The 26263-nt window shown below is 68.1% G+C and carries 22 protein-coding genes, 1 tRNA gene and 1 pseudogene; 15 read left to right on the top strand and 9 right to left on the bottom strand.

The features are described 5' to 3' along the window. The first annotated feature begins 39 nt into the window (after positions 1-39). Positions 40-624: an ANTAR domain-containing protein gene (locus AC4D2C_RS09140; RefSeq protein ID WP_490914279.1), complete on the top strand. Its 585-nt coding sequence runs from the start codon at positions 40-42 to the stop codon at positions 622-624. On the opposite strand, the gene AC4D2C_RS09135 is transcribed toward AC4D2C_RS09140, so the two are convergent. Both AC4D2C_RS09135 and AC4D2C_RS09130 read right to left on the bottom strand, forming a co-directional pair. Continuing rightward, entirely contained in the window at positions 617-2398 is a 1782-nt protein-coding gene (locus AC4D2C_RS09135) for an N-acetylglutaminylglutamine amidotransferase (RefSeq protein ID WP_490914278.1), read from the bottom strand. The two genes, AC4D2C_RS09140 and AC4D2C_RS09135, sit on opposite strands and share 8 nt — an antisense overlap. A 417-nt stretch (positions 2399-2815) precedes the next feature. Further along, positions 2816-3799: pseudogene (locus AC4D2C_RS09130) on the bottom strand (aldo/keto reductase). A gap of 171 nt (positions 3800-3970) precedes the next feature. Here AC4D2C_RS09130 and AC4D2C_RS09125 point away from each other — a divergent pair. Both AC4D2C_RS09125 and AC4D2C_RS09120 read left to right on the top strand, forming a co-directional pair. Continuing rightward, a complete protein-coding gene (locus tag AC4D2C_RS09125; protein WP_490914276.1) occupies positions 3971-4618 on the top strand; it encodes a TetR/AcrR family transcriptional regulator in 648 nt (215 codons plus the stop codon). A 45-nt stretch (positions 4619-4663) separates the two neighbouring features. Then, positions 4664-7252 (top strand): MMPL family transporter, encoded by a 2589-nt coding sequence (locus tag AC4D2C_RS09120; RefSeq protein ID WP_490914275.1) that lies wholly within the window; start codon positions 4664-4666, stop codon positions 7250-7252. A gap of 50 nt (positions 7253-7302) precedes the next feature. Here the strand turns inward: AC4D2C_RS09120 and AC4D2C_RS09115 are convergent, their stop codons facing one another. Together AC4D2C_RS09115 and AC4D2C_RS09110 are read right to left on the bottom strand one after the other, a co-directional pair. Beyond that, positions 7303-7827 (bottom strand): NUDIX domain-containing protein, encoded by a 525-nt coding sequence (locus tag AC4D2C_RS09115; protein ID WP_490914273.1) that lies wholly within the window; start codon positions 7825-7827, stop codon positions 7303-7305. Positions 7828-7891: 64 nt separating this feature from the next. After that, entirely contained in the window at positions 7892-8530 is a 639-nt protein-coding gene (locus tag AC4D2C_RS09110) for a YitT family protein (protein ID WP_490914271.1), read from the bottom strand. A gap of 254 nt (positions 8531-8784) precedes the next feature. Between AC4D2C_RS09110 and AC4D2C_RS09105 the strand changes: the two genes are divergently transcribed. The 4 genes from AC4D2C_RS09105 to AC4D2C_RS09090 are packed head-to-tail and all read left to right on the top strand — an operon-like array spanning position 8785 to position 12547. Beyond that, positions 8785-9426 (top strand): ABC transporter permease, encoded by a 642-nt coding sequence (locus AC4D2C_RS09105; RefSeq protein WP_490914269.1) that lies wholly within the window; start codon positions 8785-8787, stop codon positions 9424-9426. Positions 9427-9463: 37 nt separating this feature from the next. After that, the gene (locus tag AC4D2C_RS09100; protein WP_490914796.1) at positions 9464-10723 is read left to right on the top strand and encodes an ATP-binding cassette domain-containing protein; all 1260 of its coding nucleotides are present in this window, start codon (positions 9464-9466) and stop codon (positions 10721-10723) included. 58 nt (positions 10724-10781) lie between these two features. Next, positions 10782-11546, top strand: coding sequence for an ABC transporter permease (locus tag AC4D2C_RS09095; RefSeq protein WP_490914794.1), 765 nt, complete (start codon positions 10782-10784; stop codon positions 11544-11546). Continuing rightward, positions 11543-12547, top strand: coding sequence for a glycine betaine ABC transporter substrate-binding protein (locus tag AC4D2C_RS09090; RefSeq protein WP_490914267.1), 1005 nt, complete (start codon positions 11543-11545; stop codon positions 12545-12547). The genes AC4D2C_RS09095 and AC4D2C_RS09090 overlap by 4 nt, the downstream gene beginning before the upstream one ends. On the opposite strand, the gene AC4D2C_RS09085 is transcribed toward AC4D2C_RS09090, so the two are convergent. From AC4D2C_RS09085 to AC4D2C_RS09075, 3 genes are all read right to left on the bottom strand, one after another. After that, positions 12534-12950, bottom strand: a complete 417-nt coding sequence (locus AC4D2C_RS09085) for a hypothetical protein (protein ID WP_490914265.1) — start codon at positions 12948-12950, stop codon at positions 12534-12536. The genes AC4D2C_RS09090 and AC4D2C_RS09085 overlap by 14 nt on opposite strands. 214 nt (positions 12951-13164) lie before the next feature. Further along, on the bottom strand, positions 13165-14652 hold the full coding sequence (locus AC4D2C_RS09080) for a catalase (protein ID WP_490914263.1): 1488 nt from the start codon (positions 14650-14652) through the stop codon (positions 13165-13167). Positions 14653-14680: 28 nt separating this feature from the next. After that, complete coding sequence (locus tag AC4D2C_RS09075) at positions 14681-15142, bottom strand: Fur family transcriptional regulator (protein WP_490914792.1); 462 nt, start codon at positions 15140-15142, stop codon at positions 14681-14683. A gap of 101 nt (positions 15143-15243) precedes the next feature. Here AC4D2C_RS09075 and AC4D2C_RS09070 point away from each other — a divergent pair, with 101 nt between their 5' ends. From AC4D2C_RS09070 to htpX, 3 genes are all read left to right on the top strand, one after another. After that, entirely contained in the window at positions 15244-15948 is a 705-nt protein-coding gene (locus AC4D2C_RS09070; protein ID WP_490914261.1) for an esterase/lipase family protein, read from the top strand. Positions 15949-15999: 51 nt separating this feature from the next. Then, positions 16000-17286: an MFS transporter gene (locus AC4D2C_RS09065; protein ID WP_490914259.1), complete on the top strand. Its 1287-nt coding sequence runs from the start codon at positions 16000-16002 to the stop codon at positions 17284-17286. A 125-nt stretch (positions 17287-17411) separates the two neighbouring features. Further along, positions 17412-18290 carry a zinc metalloprotease HtpX gene (gene htpX / locus AC4D2C_RS09060; protein ID WP_490914257.1) on the top strand — a complete coding sequence of 293 codons (879 nt, stop codon included), beginning with the start codon at positions 17412-17414 and terminating at the stop codon, positions 18288-18290. Between the two features lie 114 nt (positions 18291-18404). On the opposite strand, the gene AC4D2C_RS09055 is transcribed toward htpX, so the two are convergent. Next, a complete protein-coding gene (locus AC4D2C_RS09055; RefSeq protein WP_104051037.1) occupies positions 18405-18893 on the bottom strand; it encodes a YajQ family cyclic di-GMP-binding protein in 489 nt (162 codons plus the stop codon). 157 nt (positions 18894-19050) lie between these two features. Here AC4D2C_RS09055 and AC4D2C_RS09050 point away from each other — a divergent pair, with 157 nt between their 5' ends. Both AC4D2C_RS09050 and AC4D2C_RS09045 read left to right on the top strand, forming a co-directional pair. Beyond that, on the top strand, positions 19051-19422 hold the full coding sequence (locus tag AC4D2C_RS09050) for a hypothetical protein (RefSeq protein ID WP_490914255.1): 372 nt from the start codon (positions 19051-19053) through the stop codon (positions 19420-19422). An 88-nt stretch (positions 19423-19510) separates the two neighbouring features. Continuing rightward, positions 19511-19592, top strand: a tRNA-Tyr gene (locus AC4D2C_RS09045). A 71-nt stretch (positions 19593-19663) separates the two neighbouring features. On the opposite strand, the gene AC4D2C_RS09040 is transcribed toward AC4D2C_RS09045, so the two are convergent. Continuing rightward, positions 19664-20503: a tyrosine-type recombinase/integrase gene (locus tag AC4D2C_RS09040; RefSeq protein ID WP_490914253.1), complete on the bottom strand. Its 840-nt coding sequence runs from the start codon at positions 20501-20503 to the stop codon at positions 19664-19666. A 647-nt stretch (positions 20504-21150) separates the two neighbouring features. On the opposite strand from AC4D2C_RS09040, the gene AC4D2C_RS09035 reads away from it, so the two are divergent. From AC4D2C_RS09035 to AC4D2C_RS09025, 3 genes are all read left to right on the top strand, one after another. Then, complete coding sequence (locus tag AC4D2C_RS09035; RefSeq protein ID WP_490914251.1) at positions 21151-21432, top strand: hypothetical protein; 282 nt, start codon at positions 21151-21153, stop codon at positions 21430-21432. 652 nt (positions 21433-22084) lie between these two features. Continuing rightward, positions 22085-23605, top strand: a complete 1521-nt coding sequence (locus AC4D2C_RS09030) for an FG-GAP repeat domain-containing protein (RefSeq protein ID WP_490914249.1) — start codon at positions 22085-22087, stop codon at positions 23603-23605. Positions 23606-24057: 452 nt separating this feature from the next. Continuing rightward, on the top strand, positions 24058-25824 hold the full coding sequence (locus tag AC4D2C_RS09025; protein ID WP_490914247.1) for a glycosyl hydrolase family 28-related protein: 1767 nt from the start codon (positions 24058-24060) through the stop codon (positions 25822-25824). Positions 25825-26263 lie beyond the last annotated feature (439 nt).

Here is a 26263-nt window from a genome sequence, read left to right as displayed (position 1 = left end):
CTGATAGTACAGCGGAGCATGAACCTTAGGTGCTGAATGATGTCACTGGCACGGTGGCGGTCCTTGGGCGGGCAGTTCGTGCTCCACGAGCGCCGTGCCGTGCCAGGCACGGGAGCCATCATGGCCATGAAGGACGGGCACGACCTGGACGGCAACTGGATCGCACCACAGGACGACATCGCCCTCCGACTGGGCGACCTCGCACGGTCCCTCCAGAGGGAGAACTCCGAGGACGCCGTCCTCGAACGGCTCGTACGGACCGCGGTGATGCTCGTGCCCGGCGCCGACGAGGCATCGATCACCCTGGTGACCGGCCGCCGCGGGGTGCAGTCCCGGGAGTCCGAGTACGTCGGGGCGCTGGTCGCGTCCCATGCCGCCGTCGCCGATGCGCAGGAACTCCACCAGTTCAAGGACGCCATCGCCACCAGGGACCTGATCGGCCAGGCCAAGGGAATCCTCATGGAGAGGTACGGCCTGACGGCCGGTCAGGCATTCATCATGCTGGTGCAGGTCTCCACGGCGTCGAACCTGAAGCTCCTTGCGGTCGCCGAGGAGCTGGCCACCACGGGCAGCCTCCCGGTACGCACCCGCGGGAAGCCGTGGGGCGAGCTGTGCGTCAGGTGATGTCGTGCTGCTGCAGCCACAGTTCCAGGACGCCGAGCTGCCACAGCATGTTGTTGCCGCCGGGGCTGTAGTGGACGTTGGGGCTTCCGAGCAGGTGGTCCACGTACTCGGCGCGGAACAGCCCCCGGTCCTTCGCCTCGGGTGCCCGGAGGGCGTCGCGCACAGTGGTGAGGAGCGGCTCGGCGAGGTACTTGACCGGAGGCACGGGGAAGTAGCCCTTCGGCCGGTCGATGACCTCGGCAGGGATGAACCTCCGTGCAAGGTCCTTCAGGATGCCCTTGCCGCCCTGCGTCGCCTTCAGCTCGGGCGGGCACTGCGCTGCCAGCCGCACGAGGTCCTGGTCGAGGAAGGGCATACGTGCCTCGAGGCCCCATGCCATGGTCATGCTGTCCACGCGCTTGACGGGATCGTCCACGAGCAGCAGGTGGGTGTCGAGGCGCAGCACGGCGTCGAGCGCCGTCTCCGCGCCGGGCGCACCGAGGTGCGCTGCCAGCAGGGCCCGGCTCACGTCGGTCGGCACGAGCCACTCGGGCTCGACGACGTCGGCGATGTCCTCGTGCGTCCGGTCGAGGAACGCTCCGGTGAAGGCGTCCAGCGCCGCGTCGCGGGCGACAGTGCCGGCGGGCTGGTGGTAGGCGTAGCCGGCGAACACCTCGTCGGCGCCCTGGCCGGACTGCACCACCTTGATGTGCTCCGAGACCGTCTTCGACAGCAGGTAGAACCCGGTGACGTCCTGCGTGCCCATGGGTTCCGTCATCGCGGCGATCGTGTCCTGGATGGCGGGTACCAGTTCGCTGCCGTCGATACGGATCCTGTGGTGCCGGGTGCCGTACCTCTCGGCGATGAGGTCCGAGTAGCGGAACTCGTCGCCCTCCTCCCCGCCCGCGCCGTCGAACCCGATGCTGAAGGTGCTGAGCCCTTCCTGCCCGAGTTCGGCGAGCAGGGCGACGATCAGGCTGGAGTCGACGCCGCCCGAGAGTAGCACTCCCACCGGGACGTCCGAGACGAGGCGCCTGCGGACGGCCATGGTGAGGGAGTCGTGGAGGGCGTCCTGCCAGTCGCCTGCCGTCCAGTCGGCCTTGTCGGGGTCGCGGACGTAGTCGGGCCTCCAGTACACGCGGTCGCGCCGGCCGCCGTCGGCGTCGATGACCCGCACCGTGGCCGGCGGCAGCTTCCGTACGCCCTTCAGGATGGTCCGGGGGGCGGGCACGATCGAGTGCCAGCTCAGGTAGTGGTGGAGGGCGACGTCGTCGATCGACGTGTCGGTCCCGCCTCCGGCCACGAGGGCGGGGAGGGTCGAGGCGAAGCGCACCCTCCCGGGAAGGTCCGCGACGTACAGGGGCTTGATCCCGAGGCGGTCCCGCGCCATGACGACGCGCTGCCGGGGCTCGTCCACGATCACGACGGCGAACATGCCGACGAGGTGATCCACGAAGTCCTCGCCCCAGCAGACGTACGCGCGCAGGATGACCTCGGTGTCGCTCGTCGAGGAGAACACGGCGTCACCGCCCAGTTCGGCCCTGAGCTCGGGGTAGTTGTAGATGCAGCCGTTGAACACGATGCACAGTCCCGAGGCGGGATCGTGCATCGGCTGGGCCCCGGCGTCGGTGAGGTCGATGACGGTCAGGCGCCGGTGTCCCAGGGCGACCCAGCCGTTGGTCCAGCTCCCGTGCCCATCCGGGCCCCGCGACTCCATGGCGGCGGCCATACGCGCCACGGGCTGTTCTTCGGCGCGAGCACCACGGAGGGCCATCTCACCGGCGATCCCACACATTCGTTCACCTCTCCCTGTACCCGGGCTCCACCGTCACGGAGCTCCTGCTGGCAACCGGCCCGTCACCGTCGCCATCACCGTCAGCCGCGCGGGTGCACGGCGTCCGGCTCGTCGGAGGGCTTGGGCATCAACTGCACCGTCGTCCGGGCCTGCCGGGACTCCGACGCCCCCACGAGCAGCGCCGACACGGCGATCCGCCCCGACGGCCACGAGGCAGAAGGCGGCGGTCAGCACCAGCGGGAGGCGGAGGAATCCCCCCCGCTGGAAGCGGTTGGCCTCGTGGAGCCCGCCCGAGCTGCGCAAGGGATCGGAACGGTCCCCCCGTCGAATTGTGAAGCATGCTTACTGTCTAGCACCCGGGGGTGGCGGGCGGTCGGGAAGATTGCGCTTGCGGACCGTCCGTCGTGCTGGCCCCGGCTAGCGGTCGACGCCGGACATGTCCTCGTAGCGGTCACCGACGGGCGCGGCCACGGCGTCCAGCTGCGCGAGCTGCCCCGGCGAGAGCACGAGGCCGTCCGCCGCCACGTTCTCCTCCAGGTACCGCACCTGCTTGGTGCCCGGGATCGGCGCGATGTCCGTGCCCTGCGCGAGCAGCCAGGCTAGCGCGACCTGGCCCGGCGTGGCCTCGAGCTGTCGCGCGACGTCGTCCACCTATTCGACGATCCGGATGTTCGCCTGCAGGTTCTCCCCGGCGAAGCGCGGATTGTTGCGGCGGAAATCGGACGCGTCGAGCTGGTCGACCGAGCGGATGGTCCCCGTCAGGAAGCCGCGCCCGAGGGGGGAGTAGGGGACGAAACCGATGCCGAGCTCGCGCACCAGCGGCAGGATCTCGTGTTCCGGGTCCCTGCTCCACAGCGAGTACTCGGTCTGCAGCGCAGTCACCGGGTGGACGGCGTGTGCCCTCCGGATGGTGCCGGGCGCCGCCTCGGACAGGCCGATGTGACGGATCTTGCCGTCCTGCACGAGCTGCGCCAGGGCACCCATGGTGTCCTCGACGGGCACCGAGGGGTCCATGCGGTGCTGGTAGTACAGGTCGATGTGGTCCGTGCCCAGCCGCCGCAGCGACCCCTCGACGGACAGACGCACGTTCTCCGGGCTGCCGTCGAGGCCCCGCCCGCCATCGGCGGTGTGGCGGATGGTGCCGAACTTCGTGGCCAGCACCACCTCGTCGCGCCTGCCCTGGAAGGCCCGGCCGACCAGTTCCTCGTTCGTGTACGGGCCGTAGATCTCGGCGGTGTCGAAGAAGGTGACGCCGAGATCGAGGGCCCGGTGCAGGGTGGCGGTCGAGCCGGCGTCGTCCGTACCACTGCCGGTGTAGAACGCCGACATGCCCATGCAGCCGAGGCCGAGACGGGAGACATCCAGACCGGAGTCGGAGGAACCGAGGGTGATGGTCTTCATGGGAGCCGCCTTCCAGGAGGGAGTCGCCCGGGGGAATCGCGCAGGGGAGTCGCCGGGGATGTCGTGCCTGGGCCAGAGTACGCCGCCGCGGGGGATCGTGGGCGGGAGTTCGCGGCGGAGCTTTCGTTGCACGGTGTGCAATATTTCCCCTACTCTGGAACGGTGCTGGAGATGACCGAGAACGCGGAGCCGGTCGGGCGCCGCGAGCAGAACAAGATCGACACCCGACGCGCCATCGCCGACGCCGCCTTCCACCTCGCCCTGTCCGTGGGGCCGGGCTCGTTCACTGTGGACCAGATCGCGGAGCGGGCCGGGGTCTCGCGGCGCACGTTCTTCAACTACTTCCACAGCGCCGAGGACGCCCTGACGGTCCGCACCGACGGGTTCCTCGACCTGGCCCTCGAGGTCTTCGGCCGGATGCCGCAGGACGAACCCCTGTTCGACTCCATCGTCCGGGCCTTCGGGGAGACCACCCGAATGGAGGGCCTCTCGCAGCACGGCGCCCTGTTCCGCATGGCCAGCACCAACCCGGACCTCCTGCGGGCGCAGCTGCACGCGTGGGAGCGCGCCGAGGCGCGGATCGTCGAAGGGCTGCGCCGGCGTCTCGGCTCCGGCGCGTCCGACCTCTACCTCACGGCCCTCGTGGGCAGCGTGCTGTCCTGTACCAAGGCCGCCATGCGCGACTGGGCGGCCAACACGCCCGGATCCGCCGCCGACTCCGGGCTGCAGCTCGAAGGACGCATCCTCTCGGCGCTGACCATGCTGCGCGACGGTTTCTCCGATCCCGCACCCGACGCCGCTTCCCTCCCCGGCGCCTGACCCTTCCCGCCCCTCGTCCGTCTTCTTCCCGCTAGGACTTCCCCAATGGCCTTTCTGCTCTACCGACTCGGTTCGTTCGCCTTCCGGCGGCGGTGGTGGGTCGTCTCCGCGTGGCTCGCGATCATGCTCGCCGTCGGTGGCGCCGCCGTCGCCTTCTCCGGCACCCTGACGAACAACTTCACCATCCCCGGCACGGAGTCGCAGCGCATCTCGGACCGGCTGCGGGAGGAACTGCCCGAGGCCGTGGGTGGCACGGGCACGGTGGTGTTCACCACCGACGACGGCGCAGCCTTCTCACCCGAGCAGCGCGACGGCGTGACGTCGGCGCTGGCCGCGATCGCGGAGCTCGACGGCGTGCGGGGCGTCGTCGATCCGTTCGACGTGTCGGACCAGGTGGCGTCCGGCGCCGCCGAGCTCGAGGCGGGGCGCGCCGAACTGGAGGCGAGCGAGCAGCAGCTGACTGCCGGCGAGCAGCAGCTCGAGCAGGGCCAGGCCCAGCTCGACGCCCAGCGCGCCCAGTTCGACCAGGCCAGTGCACAGCTCCCGCCCGCGCAGGCCGCGGCCACGGAGCAGCAGCTCCAGCAGGGCCAGGCCCAGCTCGACGCCAGCCGCACCGAGCTCGAGGCGGGGCGCGAGCAGCTCGAGTCCGCCGGCACCGAACTCGAGCTCGCCCAGCGTCAGCTGGACGCCGGCTCCGGCGTGCGCCTGCTGTCCGAGGACGGCACAACCGCCGTGGCCAGCGTGCAGTTCGACCAGCAGATCAACGCCGTCTCGCCCGAACTTCGCGAGGCCGTGCAGGAGGAGGCGGACGGTGCCTCGTCCGCCGGCGTCACGGTCGACTACAGCAAGGAGATCGTCGAGGACGTCTCGGGGATCGTGGGCGCCACGGAGATCATCGGGCTGGCCGTCGCCGCCGTCGTGCTCATCCTGATGCTCGGCACCCTCATCGCCGCCGGGCTGCCGCTCCTCATGGCCATCGTCGGGGTCGGCGTCGGCGTGGGCATCACCTTCGCCCTGTCGGGCCTGATCGAGATGAACAGCATCTCGCCGGTGCTCGCCCTCATGCTCGGCCTCGCCGTCGGCATCGACTACTCACTGTTCATCGTGAACCGGCACCGCACCCAGCTGCTGCGCGGCATGGAGATGCAGGAGTCGATCGCCCGGGCCACCGGGACGGCCGGCAACGCCGTCCTGTTCGCCGGCATCACGGTGATCGTGGCGCTCGCCGCGCTCGCAGTACCCGGCCTGCCGTTCCTCACCGTCATGGGCCTGTCCGCCGCAGGCACCGTCGCGGTGTCCGTCCTCGTGGCACTCACCCTCACACCGGCCCTGCTCGCCCTGATGGGACGGCGGGTCGTCTCGAAGCGGCGCTGGGCGAAGGCCCACGGGCACAAGCACTCCGCTGCCGCTCCCCTGGACACGGAGGCCGGCGAGTCCCGGGCCGACGAGCGCGCGGCGAAGGGCGCCGGCTGGGGCGGGTTCGCCACCCGGAAGCCGATCCTCACGGTCCTCGCGGGCGTGCTCCTGCTGGGCGTCATCGCCGTCCCGGCGACGCAACTGCGCGTGGGGCTGCCCGACGGCGGCACCGAACCCGCCGATTCGACGGCGTTCCAGGCCTACAGCACCATCGGGGACAAGTTCGGCGCAGGGACCAACGGCCCGCTGATCGTCGTCGGATCACTGCCGGAGACGGCCGACGAGGCGGAACTCACGGCCCTGCGGCTCGACGTGAACGATGTGCTGAGCGAGATGCCCGATGTCGCAGCCTCCGTGCCCGCGACCGTGAGCGAGGACGGCCGGACGGCGATCTTCCAGGTCATCCCCGAGGAGGGACCGGCCAGCGAGACCACGGAGAACCTCGTCCGGGATCTCCGTGCGGCCACCGACGACGTGGAGGAGCAGACCGGCGTGCCCATCGCCGTCACAGGCCAGACCGCGGCGAACATCGACGTCTCCGCGAAGCTCATGGAGGCGCTGCCGCTCTACCTCGGCATCGTCGTGGGGCTGTCGCTGATCCTGCTGCTGCTCGTGTTCCGCTCGATCCTCGTGCCCGTCATCGCCACGGCCGGGTTCCTGCTCTCGCTGCTGGCCAGCTTCGGTGCGACGGTGGCCATCTACCAGTGGGGCTGGCTGGGCGACGTCTTCGGGGTCACGAACCCGGGCCCCATCCTGAGCTTCCTGCCGATCATCCTGATCGGTGTGCTGTTCGGCCTCGCGATGGACTACCAGATGTTCCTGGTCTCGGGCATGCGCGAGGCCTACGTCCACGGCGACGATCCGAAGGCCGCGGTGCGCATCGGGTTCAGTCACGGTGCGCGCGTGGTCACGGCGGCGGCGATCATCATGGTCTCGGTGTTCGCGGGCTTCGTGTTCTCCCACCTGGCCATGGTGCGCCCCATCGGTTTCGGGCTCGCGTTCGGCGTGCTGCTCGATGCCTTCGTGGTGCGCATGACCCTCGTACCGGCGGCCATGTACCTGCTCGGGCGGCACGCCTGGTGGCTGCCCGCGTGGCTTGGGCGGATCCTGCCCGACGTGGACGTCGAGGGCGCGAAGCTCCAGCGCGACGAGGCCGGGAACCCGGCTGCTCACGACCGCGGCGAGGACGACAGGAAATCGGTCGCCGTAAACGTCTAGGAGCGCCGCTCGTCGGCGTCGCGACGTGACGTACTGCTCGACGCCTGGCTTCAGCGCAGCAGGTGCGCGCAGCTGAAGTGGTGGTTCTCCCGGGCGCCTTGAACCCGGGAGAGCGGCACGAAGTAGCACCGGAAGAGCAGACCCGTGTCCGAGCCGGGCCCGCCGGACCCGGGGCCGGCGCCCCCGGTCACCCTGTGGTCCCAGGACGACCGCGGGTCGTCGGTCTCCGCGGCGAAGAAGACCGTGACGGCGCCGGGGCCGGCGTCGTCCGCCGCCAGGTGCGCGACGCCGACCTCCACCAGCGGGCCGGTGAGGACGAGACCGGTCTCCTCGAGGACCTCCCGCCGGGCGGCGTCGTCGAGCGTCTCGTCCGCGTCCACACCACCACCGGGCACCTGCGTCCCGGCGTCGGGGTGGTGGACGTGGTCGAAGACCAGGACCTCGCGCCCGGAGCCCCGCCCCCGGAGGACGTAGGTCGCCGCCCGGACCCGCGGCCTGGGCTGAGAACCGTCGGGGGCTGCGTCAGGTGCTGTGCCGGGTGCTGTGGGTGCTGGGTTTGGCGCCTGGTCGTCCATCGCTCCACGGTAGCCCCGGTGTCCCTGCGGGCGCCGGCCGTCGGCGGCACCGCCGACGGCACGGTCACGTGCCGAGGTAGCGCCCGGGCCGGTGGTTGAGGGCCAGCACGAGGTTCAGCAGCACGGCCCCGACGGCGGACAGCAGGACGCTTCCCGGTGCGACGACGGTGAAGGCGGCGAGGACGACGGTCGTATCGAGAACCATCTGCACGTAGCCGGCGCGCCAGTTCAGGCGCTCCTGCAGGATGAGGGCCAGGATGTTGAACCCGCCGAGGCTCGCCTTGTGCCGGAACAGGATCAGGAGCCCGACGCCGGCCAGCAGATTCCCTCCGAGCGCCGCGTACAGGGGGTCCACCGTCAGATCCCCGAGTGCGACCGGGTGCAGGGCGGACAGTCCCGAGACCAGTGCCACGGCGGCGATCGTCCGCAGCGTGAAGTCCCAGCCCTTCTTCCAGACGGCGAGGGCGAAGAACGGCACATTGACGGCGAAGAACAGGACGCCGAAGGGCAGCCCGCCGACGTAGCTCAGCAGCAGGGCGAGGCCCGCGGTCCCGCCCGTGACGGCGCCGCTGGTCTTCAGCAGGAACAGGCCGAGCGACACCGTGAAGGTGCCCGTCACGATCCCCAGGACGTCCTCCACTACGGAATGCCGGACGACGCCGTCCTCCTCCTCGAGGCCGGGGCGGGGCGCTGTGGTGTCCATGGCGGCAAGCTACCACCGGTGGACCGGGCCGAAGGCACGGATCCCCGTGGATGTGGGGCAACGCACAGGGTACCGGCGCGGTGGCGGACCGGAGGGCACTGTGTGCACGGCGGGGCTGACGCCCCGAAAGCGGAAGGCCGCCCCCGTGCAACCTTCATGCGGTACCGTTGGACCATCAGCATGCTTAGCGTCGTGGTCTCCGCGCCCTGAGCGGTTCCAGGGGATGCGGCGTGGCCGCGGCGAGGAGGTGGACGGTGCTCGAGTACGTGACCAGCAGGTTCGATCAGATCCTCTTCGCCAGCTGGCAGCACTTCTCGCTCGTGGTCCAGTGCCTCCTGATCGCGACAGTCCTGGCCGTCGTGATCGCCGCGCTCGTCTACCGCAGGCCGGCCCTCACGGCCGTGGCCAACAACATCTCGGCGATCGGCCTCACCATCCCGGCCTTCGCCCTCGTGGGCCTCCTGATCGCGCCGTTCGGCTTCGGTGTGCCGCCGGCCGTGATCGTGGTGGTCTTCTTCGCCGTCCTGCCGATCCTGCGAAACGCCGTCGTCGGGCTGGCGGGCATCGACCGTTCCGTCGTCGAGTCCGCCCGTGGTGTCGGGCTGAGCCGTTTCCAGACGTTCCGCCGGATCGAGCTGCCCATGGCCTGGCCCGTCATCCTCGCGGGCGTGCGCGTATCCGCCCAGATGGTCATGGGGATCGCCGCGATCACCGCGTACGTCCTCGGCCCGGGCCTCGGCGGCTTCATCTTCACGGGGCTCGCCCGGCTCGGAGGGGCCAACGCGCTCGAATCGGTCGTCACCGGCATCGTCGCCGTCATCATCCTGGCCCTGGTGCTGGATCTTCTCCTGCTCGGCCTCGGCCGGCTAACAATCCCGCGAGGTATCCGTGTCTGAGAGAAACCCCGCAGCCCCTGCGGCATCGGCGACCCCGGTGGTCCCGACGCCCGGCATCACCGGTGCGAGCATCCTGCTGGACCAGGTCAGCAAGCGGTATCCCGGTCAGGCGAGGGCCGCCGTCGACGGCCTCACGATGGAGATCCCCGCCGGCAAGATCGTCATGCTCGTCGGTCCCTCCGGCTGCGGCAAGACCACCACCCTCAAGATGATCAACCGGCTGATCGAACCGACGGAGGGTCGGATCGTGCTCGACGGCGACGACGTCACGGGCATCGACGGCGACGCCCTGCGGCGCCGGATCGGCTACGTCATCCAGGCCGGCGGGCTGTTCCCCCACATGACCGTCGCCACCAACATCGCGATCGTGCCGAAGATGCTCGGCTGGAGCAAGGAGCGCATCGCGACACGTGTCGACGAACTCCTGGAACTCGTCTCCCTGGATCCGGCCCAGTACCGCGACCGGTTCCCCCGCGAACTCTCCGGGGGGCAGCAGCAGCGCGTCGGCGTGGCCCGCGCACTGGCTGCGGACCCGCCCGTGCTGCTCATGGACGAGCCGTTCGGCGCCGTCGACCCGATCACCCGGGTGCGGCTCCAGGACGAGCTCATCAGCATCCAGAAGGAACTGCAGAAGACGATCGTCTGCGTGACGCACGACTTCGACGAGGCCGTGAAGCTGGGGGACTGGATCGCGATCTTCACGGAGGGTGCGCAGCTCGTGCAGTACGACACGCCCGAACGGATCCTGGCCGAGCCGGCCAACGAGTTCGTGGAGAACTTCATCGGCGCCGGTGCCGGGCTCAAGCAGCTGACCCTGACCCGCGTGAACGAGGTGGACCTGCAGTCGGCCGTCACGGCGTCGCCCGGAGACCTCTCCTCGGACGTCCTCTCGCGCCTCGACTCCGAGGGGCACGACCATGCCGTCATCATCGACGACCGCAACAGGCCGCTGCAGTGGCTGTCGCGACGGCAGCTCGCCCGGCTCGAGCGGATCGGGACCGACCGGGACCCGCGCCTGCCCCTCGTCGGCGAGCGCGCGACCCTGAACGGCGCGCTCGACATCATGCTCGTCTCCAGCGTCGGCGCGGCACTCGTCATCGGCGGGCGTGACACTTTCCGTGGTGTCATCGATGTCGAGACGATCATGGTGGCCATGAGCCAGGCACACGCGCGGGCCCGCACGTCCCACGCCGAGGGCAGACCGGTGGGCATCAACACCGGCGCGCTGACCGCGCTCGGTGCTCCGGGCGAGCCCGTGCGGCCGCGATCGACGGGCGGGGGCGACCAGGGTGAGTGAGCGTTCCGGCGTCGCCGTCGCCGGCGGGGGTGCGCGCGGCGCCGCGCAGGGGGCCGCCCTGCCGAGCGGAGCGAACGACCCCCTCCTCGTCAGCACCGATCGTGGCTGGGTCCCGCTCCTGCGGCAGCTCGCCGTCATCCTGGTGGCCGGCGCCCTCCTGGCCGCCTGGCTCCTGAGCGCCGAACTGACTCCGACCGAGCAGATCACCCTCAACCCCGCCTCGCTGCTCACCTACACGGGCGAGCACCTCGCCCTGACCCTGCTCTCCGCGGTGATCGTCCTCGCCATCGCCGTCCCGCTCGGCATCCTCCTCACCCGCCCGCCCTTCCGGCGGATCGCGGGCCCCGTGCTCGCCATCGTGAACATCGGCCAGTCGGCGCCCGCGATCGGGCTCGTGGTCCTGCTGGCCGCCTGGCTCGGCTTCGGCTTCCGGGCCGCCGTGACGGCGCTCGTGGTCTACGCACTGCTGCCGGTCCTGAGGAACACCATGGTCGGCATCGGGCAGGTGGACGAGCGGCTGGTCGAGGCGGGCCGGGGGATGGGCATGAGCGCCGCGGCGGTCCTCCTCCGGGTGGAACTCCCGCTCGCGGTCCCCATCATGCTCGCGGGGATCCGCACCGCGCTGGTGCTGCTCGTCGGCACCGCGGCGCTGTCCACCTTCATCAACGGCGGCGGACTCGGGATCCTCATCACCACCGGCGTGAACCTGAACCTGTCCCGCGTCCTCGTCGCCGGAGCCGTCATCGTCGCCCTCCTGGCCCTGCTCGTGGACTGGGCCGGGCGCGTCGTCGAGCTCCTGGCCCGCCCGAAAGGACTCGCATGAGCCGCGTCCGGGGCGGACGCGCGGGCGGCGCCATCGTGCTGGCCGGCAGCGTCGCAGCCGGTGCCCTCCTGGCGGGATGCGGGCTGCAGCCCGCCACGTCCTACGTCCCCGCGTCCGGCCTGGGCTCCATCCAGCCGATCGAGGGGGTCGAGGGCGCCCCGCTCACGGTGACCTCCAAGAACTTCACGGAGCAGCTGATCCTGGGGAAGATCTCCGTGCTGGCCGCGCAGGCGGCGGGGTTCGACGTCACCGACCTGACGAACGCGCCCGGGTCCCAGCCCGTCCGCGACCTCATCGTGTCGGGCGAGGCCGATGTGACGTGGGAGTACACCGGCACGGCCTGGCTCGCGTTCCTCGGCAAGGAGGCCGGGATCGCGGAGCAGCAGGAGCAGTGGACGGCCGTCCGCGACGCAGATGTGCCCAACGGCCTCGTCTGGGGTGACCCGGCGCCGCTGAACAACACCTACGCCATGGCCGTGCGGACCGAGGCGGTCCCCGAGCTCGGTGGCATCACCACCATGTCCGGTCTCGCGCAGTTGCCGCCCGAGCAGAGGACGTTCTGCGTGGAGGCAGAGTTCAACTCCCGCGCGGACGGCATGACGCCCATGCTGCAGCACTACGGCCTGGAACGCGGGGCCGCGACCGGCGTCCCGGACGCGAACATCGGCATCTACGACACCGGCGCCATCTACGGTGCGACCGATACCGGCGCCTGCAACTTCGGGGAGGTATTCGCCACCGACGGGCGCATCGACGCCCTGGGGCTGACCCTCCTCGAGGACGATCTCGGGTTCTTCCCCGCCTACAATGCCGCTCCCGTGTACTTCGGCGAGACGCTCGAGGAGTTCCCGGAGCTCGAGGACGTGTTCGACGCGATCGCGCCGTCCCTCACGGACGAGGCACTGCGCAGCATGAACCTGCGCGTCGACGTCGAGGGCGAGGAGCCCGCCGACGTCGCCTTCGACTTCATGGTGGACAACGGGTTCATCACGCGTCCGTAGATACGGTGCACCGCCGCGGGGCCGGCGCCGGCACGGCGGAGAGCCAGGCGCGGGCATCCGCGGTCTGGAGGAAGTAGCGGGTCCGGCTGCGGGACTGTGCGATGAAGGCGGCCAGGACCCGGTCCACGGGATCGCGACCGGTCAGCCCGATCAGGCCGACGTGGCGATAGGCGATGAGCATCTGCCGTGCCTGCGGGGTGATGTGCCGGATCACGTTGAGATGCACGAGCATCGGCGCCCGATGCCAGTCCGGGAAGTGCGTGATGGTGTTCGCGAGGACGTCGAGTACCGCGGGGCCCACCTCGATGCCGGGGCGCCAGACGACCTCGAGGATGCCGTCGTCGTGCAGGATCGTGAAGTCGCGGCGGATCATCACGCCGTCGCTATCGGTGGAACCGTGCATGGTGGCCTCTCGTCGTCGGCGCCTGCCCGGCCGCTCCCAGTGCAGTCTTCCACCGTTGGCACGTTCGTCCTACCCGGCCCCCGGGCACGCCCTGCGATCCGCCACGCCCCGACCTCGGCGAGCATCCCCGGCAGCGGATGGTCCCCCGCATCCCGACGGAATGCGGGAAGGGCGGACCCGTGCGGATCCGCCCTTCCCGTACGTGTGCCGGCCCCTAGTAGAGGGCGGCCTCCGACTCGGTGGCCGGCGTGACGCCGCGGCCGAGGTTCGCGGCCAGCTTCGCGCCGAGCTCCGCATCGACGTTGGCCCAGTACTGGACGGCCCGCGCCCGGATCTCGTCGCTCTGCACGCCGCCGACGGCACCCGTGATGGTCTCGAGGAAGCGCGCACGCTGAGCGTCGTCGAACACCTCGCGGTACAGCGTCCCGGCCTGGCCGAAGTCGTCGTCCTCGGCGTGCAGCGAGTGGGCTGCACGGACGAGGTCGCCGTCGTTCTCCCAGCCGCCGTGCGCACCGTACTGGGCGGGATCCGCAGCGGGACCGCCCACGGAGTTCGGTGCGTACACCGGCGTGGACGCAGCATTGAAGTGGTAGCGCGCCGCGCCGTCCTTCGAGTAGTTGCGCACCTCGTTCTTCGGCATGTTCACCGGCAGCTGCGCGTGGTTGGTGCCGACGCGGTAGCGGTGTGCGTCCGCGTAGGAGAAGATGCGCGCCTGCAGCATGCGGTCGGGGCTCGCGGCGATTCCGGGCACGAAGTTCGACGGCGCGAACGTGGCCTGCTCGATCTGCGCGAAGTAGTTCTCCGGGTTGCGGTTCAGGGTCAGCCTGCCGACGGGGATCAGCGGGTAGTCGCCCTGCGGCCAGACCTTCGTGAGGTCGAACGGGTTGAAGCGGTAGGTCTTGGCGTCGTCGTAGGGCATGATCTGGACCTTGAGGTCCCAGCTCGGGTGGTTGCCCTTCGCGATGTTCTCCGAGAGGTCGCGCAGGTGGTGGTCGGCGTCCGAGCCGGCGAGCGCCTCGGCCTGGTCGACCGTCAGCACCTCGTGGCCCTGGTTGGACTTGAAGTGGTACTTCACCCAGAACTTCTCGTCGGACTCGTTGATCCACATGTAGGTGTGCGAGCCGTAGCCGTTCATGGTCCGCCACGAGTTGGGCAGGCCGCGGTCACCCATCAGCCAGGTCACCTGGTGGGCCGACTCGGGGCTGAGCGTCCAGAAGTCCCACTGCATGTCGGCGTCGCGCAGGTTGGTGCCGGGAAGGCGCTTCTGCGAGTGGATGAAGTCGGGGAACTTGATGCCGTCGCGGATGAAGAACACCGGGGTGTTGTTGCCCACGAGGTCGTAGTTGCCCTCGGAGGTGTAGAACTTGAGCGCGAAGCCGCGGGGGTCGCGCCACGTGTCGGGGGAGCCCTGCTCGCCCGCCACGGAGGAGAAGCGGAGGAGGGTCTCCGTCGTCGTGCCCTTCTGGAAGAGCGCGGCGCGCGTGTACATGCTGACGTCCTCGGTGGTCTCGAAGACGCCGAATGCTCCGCCACCCTTGGCGTGGACCACGCGCTCGGGGACACGCTCGCGGTTGAACTGGGCCAGCTTCTCGATGAGGTAGTGGTCGGTCAGTGGGATGGCGCCGTCGCGGCCGAGGGCGGACGAGTTGCTGTCATCGATGACGGGGGCGCCGGACTGCGTGGTGCTGAAGTTCGCGGACATAGTGCTCCTATTCCTAGGGGTTGGGGGATCAGTGGTGGCTGGGGGCTGCCGTGCGGCAGTCGTCGCAGAGGCCCTGGTAGAGGACCTCGGCAATCTGGATGGTCATGCGCGAGGCTCCGGGGGACCACTCGGGGGTCAGGCAGGGCGCGTGGCCCACCGCGCAGTCGACGTCCTCGATCCGGCCGCATCCGGTGCAGACGGCGTGATGGTGGTTGTCGCCCACGCGGGTCTCGTAGCGTGCGGGGGAGTGCGGGGTCTCGATGCGGCGCAGCAGGCCGATGTCGGTGAGATCGGCGAGGATCACGTAGACGGACTGCACCGTGATGTGCGGCAGGTCGGCGCGGACGGCGGTCGCGGCGTCGTCGGCCGTGGCGTGCGGCGACTGCTCGACGGCGGCGAGGACGGCGAGGCGCTGGCGCGTCACGCGCCGGTCCGCGGCGTGCAGTGCGGCGGACCAGCGGGCATCCCGGGTTCCGGGCGTCGCGCTCATCTGCATCATGCCGCCAGTCAAGCAGTAAATCTGAGAAACTCATAATAAGGACGCACTAACTTGCGCCCCACGCGGTGCGTCCGGTCGGTACCGTGGACAGAATGGATCTTCTGAAGCGGGGCAGGGCCTGGGTGCTGGACTACGCGTATGTCGGTTTCTGGCAGGTGCAGGGCTTCCTCTTCCGGGTGGATCCCGCGCAGTACCTCACGCCGGCCCCGGACGCGCCGGAGGGCAAGGCCCCCGTGCTCCTGATCCCCGGGATCTACGAGACCTGGCAGTTCATGCGGCCCGTCGCGGACCACCTGCACCGGGCCGGTCACCCGATCCACGTGGTGCAGAAGCTCGGCTACAACCGTGGCACGGTCGAGGCCATGGCCCAGCTCGCCGCGGGCTACCTCGAGGACCACGACCTCACGGACGTCGTCGTCGTCGCCCATAGCAAGGGCGGCCTGATCGGCAAGTTCCTCATGACGATGTCCAGTGCGGGGCCGCGCATCACCCGCCTCGTGGCGGTCAACACCCCGTTCTCCGGGTCCGTCTACGCCGACTTCTTCCTCCTGCCGAGCATCCGGGCGTTCTCCCCGCACGATCCCACCCTCAAGCGCCTGCGCGCCGACCTCGAATCGAACCAGCGCATCACCTCGATCTTCGGGCGGTTCGACCCCCACATCCCGGGCGGCAGCTTCGTGCAGGGCGCCCGGAACGTCCAGCTCGAGACGATGGGCCACTTCCGGCCGATCGCCGACAGCCGGGTGCTCCAGGAGATCGACCGCGCCATCGAGGCCGGCGACCGGGACCCCGCCTGAGGGGTCCTGATTCGTTGCCGTAGCGAATCATTCCCGCGCTAGACTGCTCCCGTGCCCCGACTCCTCGCCGACATCACCCCGCTGAAGGAGTCGCCGGCCTTCCGCCGGCTCTACGTCGGCACGGCGCTCTCGGCCATCGGCACGCAGCTCACCATCGTCGCCGTCAGCCTGCAGGTCTACTCGCTCACGCAGTCCACCCTCAGCGTGGGTCTGCTCAGCCTCTTCGCGCTCGTCCCGCTGGTGGTCGCGGGGCTGTACGGCGGTGCGATCGCCGACGCGCAGGACCGCCGCACGGTCGCGCTGTACTCCGGGATCGCGCTGTGGGGCACCACCATGGCCATCGCCGCGCAGGCCTGGATCGGCGTGGACAGCGTCTGGCTGCTCTACCTCCTGATCGCCATCCAGTCGGGTGCCGCCGGCATCAACCAGCCCACACGGAGCTCGATCATCCCGCGGCTCGTCCGGCCGGAACTGCTGCCCGCGGCCAACGCCCTCAGCATGATCACGTTCGGCCTCGCGTTCACCGTCGGCCCGCTGCTCGCCGGGTTGCTCGTGGCGCAGGTGGGCTACGCCTGGACGTACACGATCGACGTCGTCACCTTCACCTTCGCGCTGTGGGCCGTGTTCCGGCTCCCGCCCCTGCCGCCCGAGGGGCCCACCCGCCGCGCCGGACTCGCCACGGTGCTCGAGGGATTCCGCTTCCTCGGGACCCGGCCCAACATCCGCATGACCTTCGTCGTGGACCTCATCGCCATGATCACGTCCCAGCCGCGGGCACTGCTGCCCGCGGTGGGCGCCGTGCTCATCGGGGGAGGGGAACTGACGGTGGGCATCCTGCTCGCCGCCAGCGCCTTCGGCTCGGTGCTGGCAGGGCTGTTCTCGGGACCGCTCGGCCGCGTCCACAAACAGGGTCAGGCGGTGGTGTGGTCGATCGTGGGCTGGGGTGCCTCCGTGGCGGGCTTCGGGCTGGTCGTCGTCATGGCCGGCTCGTCCTCGCTCCCGACGCCGGGCGAAGGAGAGTTCTCCCTCTGGCTGCTGCCCGCGGCGCTCTGCCTCGTCCTCGCCGGCATCGCGGACTCGATCAGCAGCGTCTTCCGCAACACGATCCTTCAGTCCGCCACCCCGGACGCGATGCGCGGCCGTCTTCAGGGCGTCTTCATCGTCGTCGTCGCCGGTGGTCCGCGGCTCGGGGACATGGTGGCCGGTGGCCAGGCCGCGTGGCTGGGCGAGGGCTGGACCGCCGTCGTCGGAGGGATCGCGTGCGCCGTGCTGGTCCTCGCCGTCGCCCGCCGGCAGCCCCGCTTCCTCGAGTACGACTCCCGCCGGCCCGAGCCCTGAGGAGGAATGTCCCCGGCGACACCGCAGCCTGCCCCCGTACGATGAGTGGAACAGGCCGTTGGGAGATTCCGTTGTACCAATGGGTACATATGGGCTGCCCGGCCCATCCAGCGCAAGGAGTAGCAGTGCACAACCATTTCAACGGTGCCAAGACGGCGTTGTTGTTCGGCGCCCTCATGGGGATCTTCCTCGTCTTCGGCGCAGTCATCGCGGGAGCGACCGGCAGCTCGATGTTCATCTGGCTGTTCGCCCTGTTCGGCGTCGGGTCCATCGCCTACAGCTACTGGAACAGCGACAAGATCGCGATCCGCAGCATGAAGGCCGTCGAGGTCACCGAGCAGCAGGCGCCCGCGATGTACCGAATCGTGCGGGAACTCAGCACACGGGCCAACAAGCCCATGCCCAGGCTCTACGTGTCGCCCACCATGGCGCCCAACGCGTTCGCCACGGGGCGCAACCCGGAGAACGCCGCCGTGTGCTGCACCCAGGGCATCCTGCAGCTGCTCAACGAGCGCGAACTGCGCGGCGTCCTCGGCCACGAACTGATGCATGTCTACAACCGGGACATCCTCACCGGGTCCATCGCTGCGGCAGTCGCCGGCGTCATCACCTCGGTGGCGCAGATGTTCGCGTTCACCGGCATGATGGGCGGCAACCGGAACCAGGGTGGCAGTGCGATCGGCGCACTGCTGCTCGCGATTCTCGCTCCCCTCGCCGCGGGCCTCATCCAGACCGCCATCGGCCGAACCCGTGAGTTCGACGCCGACGAGGACGGCGCCATCCTCACGGATGATCCGCTGGCCCTCGCGTCGGCACTCCGGAAGCTCGCGAGCGGAACCCAGCGTGCCCCGCTCCCGCAGGACCAGCGCCTCGTGAACACCTCGCACCTGATGATCGCCAACCCGTTCAAGGGCGGCGGCGTGGCCAAGCTGTTCGCGACCCACCCGCCGATGGACCAGCGCATCGCACGCCTCGAGGGCATGGCGCAGCGTCCGCTGAACTGAACGGCCCGCCTCGACGGGAAGGCTCAGGAAGGGTAGGCCCAAAATCGGCAGACGACGACGGCGGCCCCACCTCGGGAGGGGCCGCCGTCGTACGGTGCGATCACGTCGAGCGTGTCAGCGCATGTTCACGAACTGCAGGTCTGCCTCGTCGAAGTTCTTGAGCAGCGCCATGGTGGCCTGCAGGTCGTCCCGGGACTTCGAGCTGACCCGCAGCTCGTCGCCCTGGATCTGGGACTTGACACCCTTGGGGCCCTCGTCGCGGATGAGCTTGTTGATCTTCTTCGCGATGTCCTGCGCGATGCCCTCCTTGATGGAGGTCTCGAGCCGGAATTCCTTGCCCGAGGGGAACGGCTCGCCGGTGTCCAGGGACTTCAGGGAGATGCCGCGCTTGATCATCTTGGACTGCAGGACGTCGAGCACGGCCAGGACGCGCTCCTCCGAGTTCGCCTTCATGAGGATCTTCTCGCCGCTGAAGTCGACCTCGGCGCCGACCCCCTTGAAGTCGTAGCGCTGGGCGATCTCCTTCTGCGCCTGGTTCAGCGCATTGGCCACCTCCTGCTTGTCCACTTTGCTTACGACGTCGAACGTGGATTCGCTCGCCACGGTGCCTCCTCGGGGTGGTTGGGTCTCTTGACTCCAAGAATATCCGCAACCATCCGGAGGCCGCGCCGATCTTCCAGCGGGTGCTCAGGAACCGCAGGGGACCTGCACAAGTGCCGGTGGCACGGTGGTGAGCATCCACCGCACCCCGAGGAGCCCGATGTCCGAGACGCCACGCCGCCGCTACCAGATCCGACTCCGCAAGGCCATGGCGGGGTCCTTCCTCGCTGCTGCCATCGCGGCGACCCTCACGGGCTTCGCCGCGGCCCCGGTGCTCGCCGTGCCCCCACGCGTCCTGGCGACGAGCACGGACACCGCGGACCACGAGTCGAGCGACATCACCCTCGCGCTGGACCCGGCCGCCACCGTCGCCTCGCCGACCGCCGTCGCGGCTCCGGCGCAGTCCTCGACGGAACGCCTTGCCGGTGTCCGCGCCGACCTCGACCGGGCCGTCCTGCTGCGCATGGTCACCCCCGGGCAGGCCGACGCCTTCTATGCGCAGATCGAGCGCCGAGTGGCCGCAGGACGCTGATCGGCGGCCCGATTCGTCTCCGGGGCGGTTTGTCTGTAAAGTTGTCTTGCCCGCGCTTGCTGCGGGCGGTCTTCCTGTGAAGACGTTCGGCAGATTACCCGAGCGGCCAAAGGGGGCTGACTGTAAATCAGCTGGCAACGCCTACGGGGGTTCGAATCCCTCATCTGCCACAGCAAGGAGAGGCCGGTACTTCCCCTAGAAATAGGGGAAGTACCGGCCTCTCGTGTTTAACCGTTCAGGCTCATGCCCACAGTTTGCCCACACTCGCCTGTGAGACGGCGCGATCTAGAGCATCGGAAACCTCGTCAAGATCCCCGTCAAATAGGTCCGCACAGACGTCGGGGGTCATGGCAGCGGAGCTGTGCCCGAGCATCCGCTGGATCGTTTTAACGTTCGCACCGGACGCTACAGCGAAGCTCGCTGCCGAATGCCTTAGATCATGCGGTGTGATCCGCGGGATGCCGGCCCGCTTCACAGCACCCGAGAACCAGCCTCCGCGATCCTCCTGCACCCTTGTGGAACGCAGGTAGTCGCCATTTTCCCCGGGAAACACCAACTGGTCCCGCGTCTTGCCCTCGCACTGTGCGGCGAGACGTTCGGCCAGGAACCGCGGGAAGGGCACCGAGCGGCGCTTGTGATTTTTCGGGGTGCCCACCTCAATGCGGCCCGCGACCTCCACAGCGTTCTCTGTCACGAGGATGCGTCGTTTGAGCATGTCAAGATCTTGCACCCGCAAAGCAACAGCTTCACCCCACCGCAGGCCACAGTAGGCCAGTACAAGGATCAGCGTCGGGTACTTGCTCTCCCAAGCCAAGGCGTGAACCTGATCGTGCGACAGGTAGATATGGGGCTTCTTGTTCTTTCGCGGGAGGGTGACGCCTCGGGCCGGGTTCGACAGTAAGCGCCTGTCGTCCACGCAGTCATCGAGGATGGATGCAAGAACGCCGTAAGCCCGCATAACGACCGTCGCGCTCTTCGGCGGTTTGGGCGGTGTTGTTGACTCATCCCCGCGTGACAGGTCCGAAACCCACTGCTGCACCGCCGTCTTCCGCACCTCAGAGACCGCTGTGTTGCCCCACACGGGCTCTACATGGACTCGCCAGGCCGTAGTGACCGGGACGATACGACGATGGCTTCAAATGGCTCTGACGGCTTAGCCACGCCTCTGCCAGCGATCCAACGGTCACCCTCGCGGCGGTAGCGTCGATGTACTCCCCGCGGGCCTTGGAAACTTCCACAGAGGCTAGGAACCGTTCGGCGTCGCGCTTGGTCCTGAACCCGCGCTTGTCCGTTTGAGTGCGGTCAGGCTTCCTGTAACGGACCCTGTAGTGCTTGCCCGCCCTCGTCTCGTATGGCTCAACGCTCGCCATGCCGCATTGCCTTCTCAATCAGGGCAACTGTTGCGGCCTCGCGCTCCGCCCAGCATAGGAGCACCCACTGTCATACCTGACCGGTTCACACATCCCAGGGGGAGACCGCCAACAATCTCCGCGGGGATTTCAACGCCACCGTCGAAGGCATCCGAGCCGACAAGAACCTCGCACCCGAGGGCAAGCCGGCGCCATCCAGCAGCACTACGAGCAGCTCAGTGGGCAGCTCAAGACCCTTGAGGCCGAAGAGAAGCAGACGAGGGTTGCGAAGGTCGAGTCGCTGCGCAAGTCCCTGTTCGGGCTCAGTGGCTACACCGACGCACGAACCACCATCAACTACCGAGATGCAGAAGACCGCGTGGCCAGCCTGTCGAATGAAGATGATGCGCTCCGCCGGCTCGAGCGAGCACACCTCAGCAATGACGACATCCTTACTCAGGCACTCGTGCAGCGTGCCATCGAAGCCGGATGGGGTTCGGTCCTCGAGTCATGGAGTGAGCGGAACCCGTACAAGAGCAAGCAGCTCAAGGACCTCCGCGACTCACAGGTCGACGAGAACGACATCGGCTGTCTCATGAACAACGCTATGACCTACTCAGTCTCTGCTCCTCTTGAGATCGCGCACCGTAACCGGTTTTAGGTCGGACGGTAGGGGGTAGGGGTAACACCCTTCCTCCTACCCAGACTTCGCTCCTCTGGCATAGCGACATATATCCCCCACAGGTTTCTTTCCACGCCACACGCCCACAGGAAGGGCAGTTGGACTTTCTTCCTGTGGAAAAACGCGATGAGTGGGAACGTCGCTATGCCAGAGGAGCGATCCCTGAAGGGGGAGGGGATGAACCCCACCCCTCACGCGCGTGAGCAAGGTTCGAGTTTTATACACGGTGGCAGGCCCTATGCCATAAGTGCCGCCGTGGGTGGGGGAGGGAGGGGGTGACCCCTGCTGCTGGGCGTGGTGCAGGACTAGAAAGATAGGCGCTATGCCAGAGGAGTGCCCTCGGACCGGAGAGGGGACTTACGCCCCCTTACCGCGGTGTAGCTGCTCTAGAGAGCCCAGGATGGCGTGGCCCACTTAATTTCAATCTTCTCCAACTATGTCGCTGAATGGCTCCTAGGCTTGAGCGGCTTGACCTCAGCTACGCCCTCAATTGTGATGTTCTCCGATCGACTAGAGACCCGCAGTCGGCGGTAAAATCGTCATCTTCGATGAGGTGGTCGCCATGATGGTTAGCTCTCTCCGGCGGATGGCAGTAGCTGTCGGGACAGCACTTGCGCTCCTATTCGGATTCGTGACCGTCGCGCCGCCTGTCCACGCCACACCCCTCTATGGTCACGATGTGTCCTGGCCTCAGTGCCCGGTCGCCGTCGGCGGGTTCGGTCTGCCCTTGCCACCGGCTTCCACCCAGTTCGTCATTATCGGGCTGACGAAAGGTCTGCCCTTTACGGAGAATCCTTGCCTGGCAAGCCAGGTCGCCTGGACCAGGACCAACAACAAGAAGACTCACGGCTACGCGATGGCTGCGTATCCCACCCCCGCGCAGTTGAGCACCTACGGCTCCCGGGGGCCATGGGTCGCGACCACCCCGGCCGCGCGATTGTCCAATGTGGGATACGCGGAGGCACAGTTCGCCGTGGCGAGCATGAACAAGGTCGGCTTCCGTCCGCCGGTCGTATGGATCGATGTCGAGCCGCGCCCCGCCCAACCCTGGCCAACGAGCGCCGCCGCCCAGCAAAGGAACAACCGGCTCGTCATCGAGGGAATGATGCGCGGCCTCCGCGACGCGGGGTTCTCCTACGGCCTGTACTCCTATGCGTCGGGTTGGGCTGAAATCACCGGATCGTGGCGGCTACCCGGGGTGCCGGTGTGGGCTACCGCGGGGAGGCTCGACTATCCGGGCGAAGCACTCGACCGGTGCCGGCAGCCCAGCTTCTCCGGCGGCCGGGTCTACCTCGCCCAGTGGTATGACGACACACGGGACTACGATCTGACGTGCGAGCCCTACGCCTTCACGCCCCTGGCCATCCCGGCCTCGACCCTTTTCCGGTCCACCGCCGATCTGGACGGCGACTGGAACAACGACATCATGGCACGCGTCGCCGTGACCGCTGATCTGCGGCTATATCGGGGGAAGGGGAACGGTACGGTGTGGAGCGGGGTGCGTATCGGAGGGGGCTGGGCTTCGATGAACGCACTTGAGACCCCGGGGGATTTCAACGGTGACGGGAAGGCCGACGTGCTGGCCTGTGAAGCGGCGACCGGGATCCTGTGGCTGTATCCAGGGAACGGGGCCGGCGGATGGTTGCCGCGGGTGCGGGTGGGCAGTAACTGGAACATCATGAATTCCATCGTGGGGCCAGGTGATTTCAACGGCGACCAGTTCGTCGATGTTCTCGCCCGGGAGCGGGCGACCGGTACCCTGTGGCTGTATCCGGGCAACGGCAAGGGCGGATGGTTTCCGCGGGTACCGGTGGGAAGCAATTGGAATACCTTCAACTCACTCATGGGTCCGGGCGACTTCAACGGCGACGGACAGGTGGACCTCCTGGCACGGGAAGTTGCTACTGGATACCTCTGGCTGTATCCGGGGAACGGCAGGGGCGGGTGGCTGCCACGCCTGCGGGTGGGATCCGGCTGGAATGTACTGACCGCGTTGATGAGCCCCGGGGATTTCAATGGGGACCGTACCGCCGACGTGGTGGGGCGCGACCCCCAGGGCAACCTCTGGCTGTATCTGGGCAATGGTGTGGGTGGATGGCTGCCCCGAGTGCAGATGGGCACCGGGTGGAATGGGATCGACTCGATCTTCTGAGCTTCGGCTCAGTTCTGCCGCAACAACCGGTGGCCATCCCGGCAGCCTTGCTGGCGTTCCGGGCGTCTACCAGGACAAGCCGTGCATCGATTGCGGGGGTCATGGTGCACGTCCATCACACGCGCCGCCTCTTTGACACGTGTGAGCCGAAGCGCGCCGCGAAGCGCCGGGCGAAAGGCAGGGCCGCAGCTCGTAAGGGGCCCCGCGTGTCTCATTGCCTCGACTGCTCAACCGAACTGATCAACACGGGCCCGGGCCAGTGGCGGTCAGGTGTGACGAACACAAGAGATTAGCAAGGCAAGAAGCGGTCCGAAGGTTCGACGCGAAAAGGCGTCGCAAGACTTAGAACGACGTCGTCTCGGCGCACGTATTCGCTTAGAACAACCAGTACGCCCCGTCATCGCCTACCCGGTGGAGGCGGGGCTTTTCTATGCCTTTAGGAGGCACCTCTGATGCTTTACCCGTATGTTGTAACCCTCGCGGTCGACCCCGTTACTCTTATGGCCGCTAAGGGGGCTACAGGGCAGATCTATGCGCCTGCTGACACCCAGTTCGCTAGCCCTTTGACTGCGACGGATGCGACTGGTAACCCGATCCCGTTGACGGCGAACGCTGACGGGATCCTGCCCAGCTTTTATGCGACCGCACCCGCCGTGAACTGGCGCAGTGAGGCGTACGTGTTCCCCCTCGTCACTTCCCAGCCGCTCGAAGGGCCCAAGGGCGACGTGGGTGATCCCGGCACGGACGGAAAGGATGGGCGCGACGGGTCCAACGTGGTCCCAACGGATCAGGCAATCGCCTCCTCACTCACAACCCCTGGCACCCCGGCGAACACTGCACTAAGTGCCACGTTTGCGGACAAGCCGAGTAACGGCAAGCGAGCTATTGGAAGCGATGAGCTGTACTTCAACGTGCGCGATTACGGCGCCAAGGGTGACGGAGTCACGGACGACACTGCAGCGTTCGTGGCGGCAAACGACTGGGCCGCACAGGTCAACGGGACCGTGGTCGTCCCCGGCTTAGCGAAGCCCTACATCGTCGATGACCTGCGCATCCCGAACACCAAGGGCCGCTGGATCGGCCTCGGCTCGGGCATCGCAGGAATCGCCAACGGCACGACCGTAACCAAGGCCGGCGCCGTATTGAAGCGCAAGGCAGGCTCCACGAACCGACTGCTGACCATGGTGGCCAACGGGGTCACGCTCGAGAACCTCTTTCTTGACGGCAGCGACGGCCCCGGCACCGTCCTGCAGATTGACCGGGGCTTCGAGTGCAAGCTGGACAAGGTCTTCGTGGAGCACGGAGGCGGCATCGGCATAGACTTCCAGGGCTCCTGTAACACGTCCTACCGCGACGTGTTCGTCAACCGCTGCGGCTCGGACACTCTGCCCGCCGTCCGCATCAACTCCGGCCCGGCTGGCGTCAGCGTCAACACCATGGACTTCTACGGGCTGACCATCGAGCAGCCCCGAGGCGTGGCACTGGACATTGGCGTCGACCAGTTCGCCAGCTACCCCGAGTTCGTCCGCATCACCAACCTGCACATCGAACTCGACAACCTGACAACCGGCAACCCGGCGAACACCAAGCCGATGGTCCTCGTCAGCAACGCCCGCTCGGTGTCCTTCATCAACCCGTTCATCGTGTCAGGCCCAGGTCCACTCATCAAATACCAGCGGTCGCAGAGCGCCCTCGGCAGCGTGCTCGGAGGAGTGCAGGTCATCGGTGGCACGCTCCTCGGGCGCGAAGACGCCGCGAACAAGCCCATATCACTCGTTGAGTTGGTCACCGGCAACGGTTTCGCGGTCACCGGAACACGGCTCGGAACTGCCAGCGGTCAAGCGATCAGCGTCGCAGCGGGCTTCGGCGATGACGTGAGCATCGGGGCTAACTCAGTCCTCGCTACTACGAAGACAGTGACAGACGGCCGGGACCTCCGCCCGACGATGACAGCTGGGGCTCAGGCTGGCACTACGCCACCCGCCCCGGCGGCCGGAGCAGGCTCTACAGACCGGCGCGGCGCGTTCTTCTTCGGCTCCGGGACGACTCCCGCCGCAGGGGAAGTGGTCAAGGTAGCGTTCCGCAAAACCTACGACCGCGCCCCGATCGTCAACCTAACGCCTGGCAACGCCACGACCGCGGCTTTGGGCGCTTCCTACGTCGACGCGACCACGACGGGGTTCAGCGTTTTCGTCCCTGCCGCGCCGGCTGGGTCCTAAGCGGTGAGTCGCTACTTCATGAACTACACCGTCACGGCCTGACCGGCCCCGCATAAATCCGGCTTAGTGCAGTTGCGCCCCACCTCTTCGGAGGTGGGGCGCTTCTGAGTCTCTCGAGTTATGGCTGGTCCTGCCACCCGTCCTCGCCGATGGCACGAGGTAGTGAGAGCAGAAACAGCGAAGCAAGCTTTGGGTACATCTTGGCCCAGTGCGGGGACTCAAGGCCCGTTTCAATGGGGGTGACAGATTCCGTCATGGCAGAGACCAATCGTGCGAGGGGAAGTGTGAGACCAGCGGCTGCTGTGCAAGCCGATGCAGGAAGCATAAGACCGTTAGGTGAACAGCATTAGCCTTCGAGCCGTGTCGCGCTCCGATAACCTTCGCTGCGGTGAACCCATACCGAGCGTGTACTGGACAACCCAGAAAGCGCTGGCTTAGT

The organism is Arthrobacter sp. TJ-240, from assembly GCF_058269195.1.
Note: the sequence above shows the minus strand (reverse complement) of the source record. Positions and strands in the feature narration are given on the sequence as shown.

What these genes read in the sequence shown, in the direction of transcription:
- AC4D2C_RS09135 (WP_490914278.1), bottom strand. Translation starts at nt 2,398, where the DNA reads ATGTGTGGGATCGCCGGTGAGATGGCCCTCCGTGGTGCTCGCGCCGAA.
- AC4D2C_RS09080 (WP_490914263.1), bottom strand. Translation starts at nt 14,652, where the DNA reads ATGTCCGCGAACTTCAGCACCACGCAGTCCGGCGCCCCCGTCATCGAT.
- AC4D2C_RS09090 (WP_490914267.1), top strand. Translation starts at nt 11,543, where the DNA reads ATGAGCCGCGTCCGGGGCGGACGCGCGGGCGGCGCCATCGTGCTGGCC.
- AC4D2C_RS09120 (WP_490914275.1), top strand. Translation starts at nt 4,664, where the DNA reads ATGGCCTTTCTGCTCTACCGACTCGGTTCGTTCGCCTTCCGGCGGCGG.
- AC4D2C_RS09110 (WP_490914271.1), bottom strand. Translation starts at nt 8,530, where the DNA reads ATGGACACCACAGCGCCCCGCCCCGGCCTCGAGGAGGAGGACGGCGTC.
- AC4D2C_RS09025 (WP_490914247.1), top strand. Translation starts at nt 24,058, where the DNA reads ATGCTTTACCCGTATGTTGTAACCCTCGCGGTCGACCCCGTTACTCTT.
- AC4D2C_RS09115 (WP_490914273.1), bottom strand. Translation starts at nt 7,827, where the DNA reads ATGGACGACCAGGCGCCAAACCCAGCACCCACAGCACCCGGCACAGCA.
- AC4D2C_RS09050 (WP_490914255.1), top strand. Translation starts at nt 19,051, where the DNA reads ATGTCCGAGACGCCACGCCGCCGCTACCAGATCCGACTCCGCAAGGCC.
- AC4D2C_RS09075 (WP_490914792.1), bottom strand. Translation starts at nt 15,142, where the DNA reads ATGAGCGCGACGCCCGGAACCCGGGATGCCCGCTGGTCCGCCGCACTG.
- AC4D2C_RS09140 (WP_490914279.1), top strand. Translation starts at nt 40, where the DNA reads ATGTCACTGGCACGGTGGCGGTCCTTGGGCGGGCAGTTCGTGCTCCAC.
- AC4D2C_RS09085 (WP_490914265.1), bottom strand. Translation starts at nt 12,950, where the DNA reads ATGCACGGTTCCACCGATAGCGACGGCGTGATGATCCGCCGCGACTTC.
- AC4D2C_RS09125 (WP_490914276.1), top strand. Translation starts at nt 3,971, where the DNA reads ATGACCGAGAACGCGGAGCCGGTCGGGCGCCGCGAGCAGAACAAGATC.
- AC4D2C_RS09070 (WP_490914261.1), top strand. Translation starts at nt 15,244, where the DNA reads ATGGATCTTCTGAAGCGGGGCAGGGCCTGGGTGCTGGACTACGCGTAT.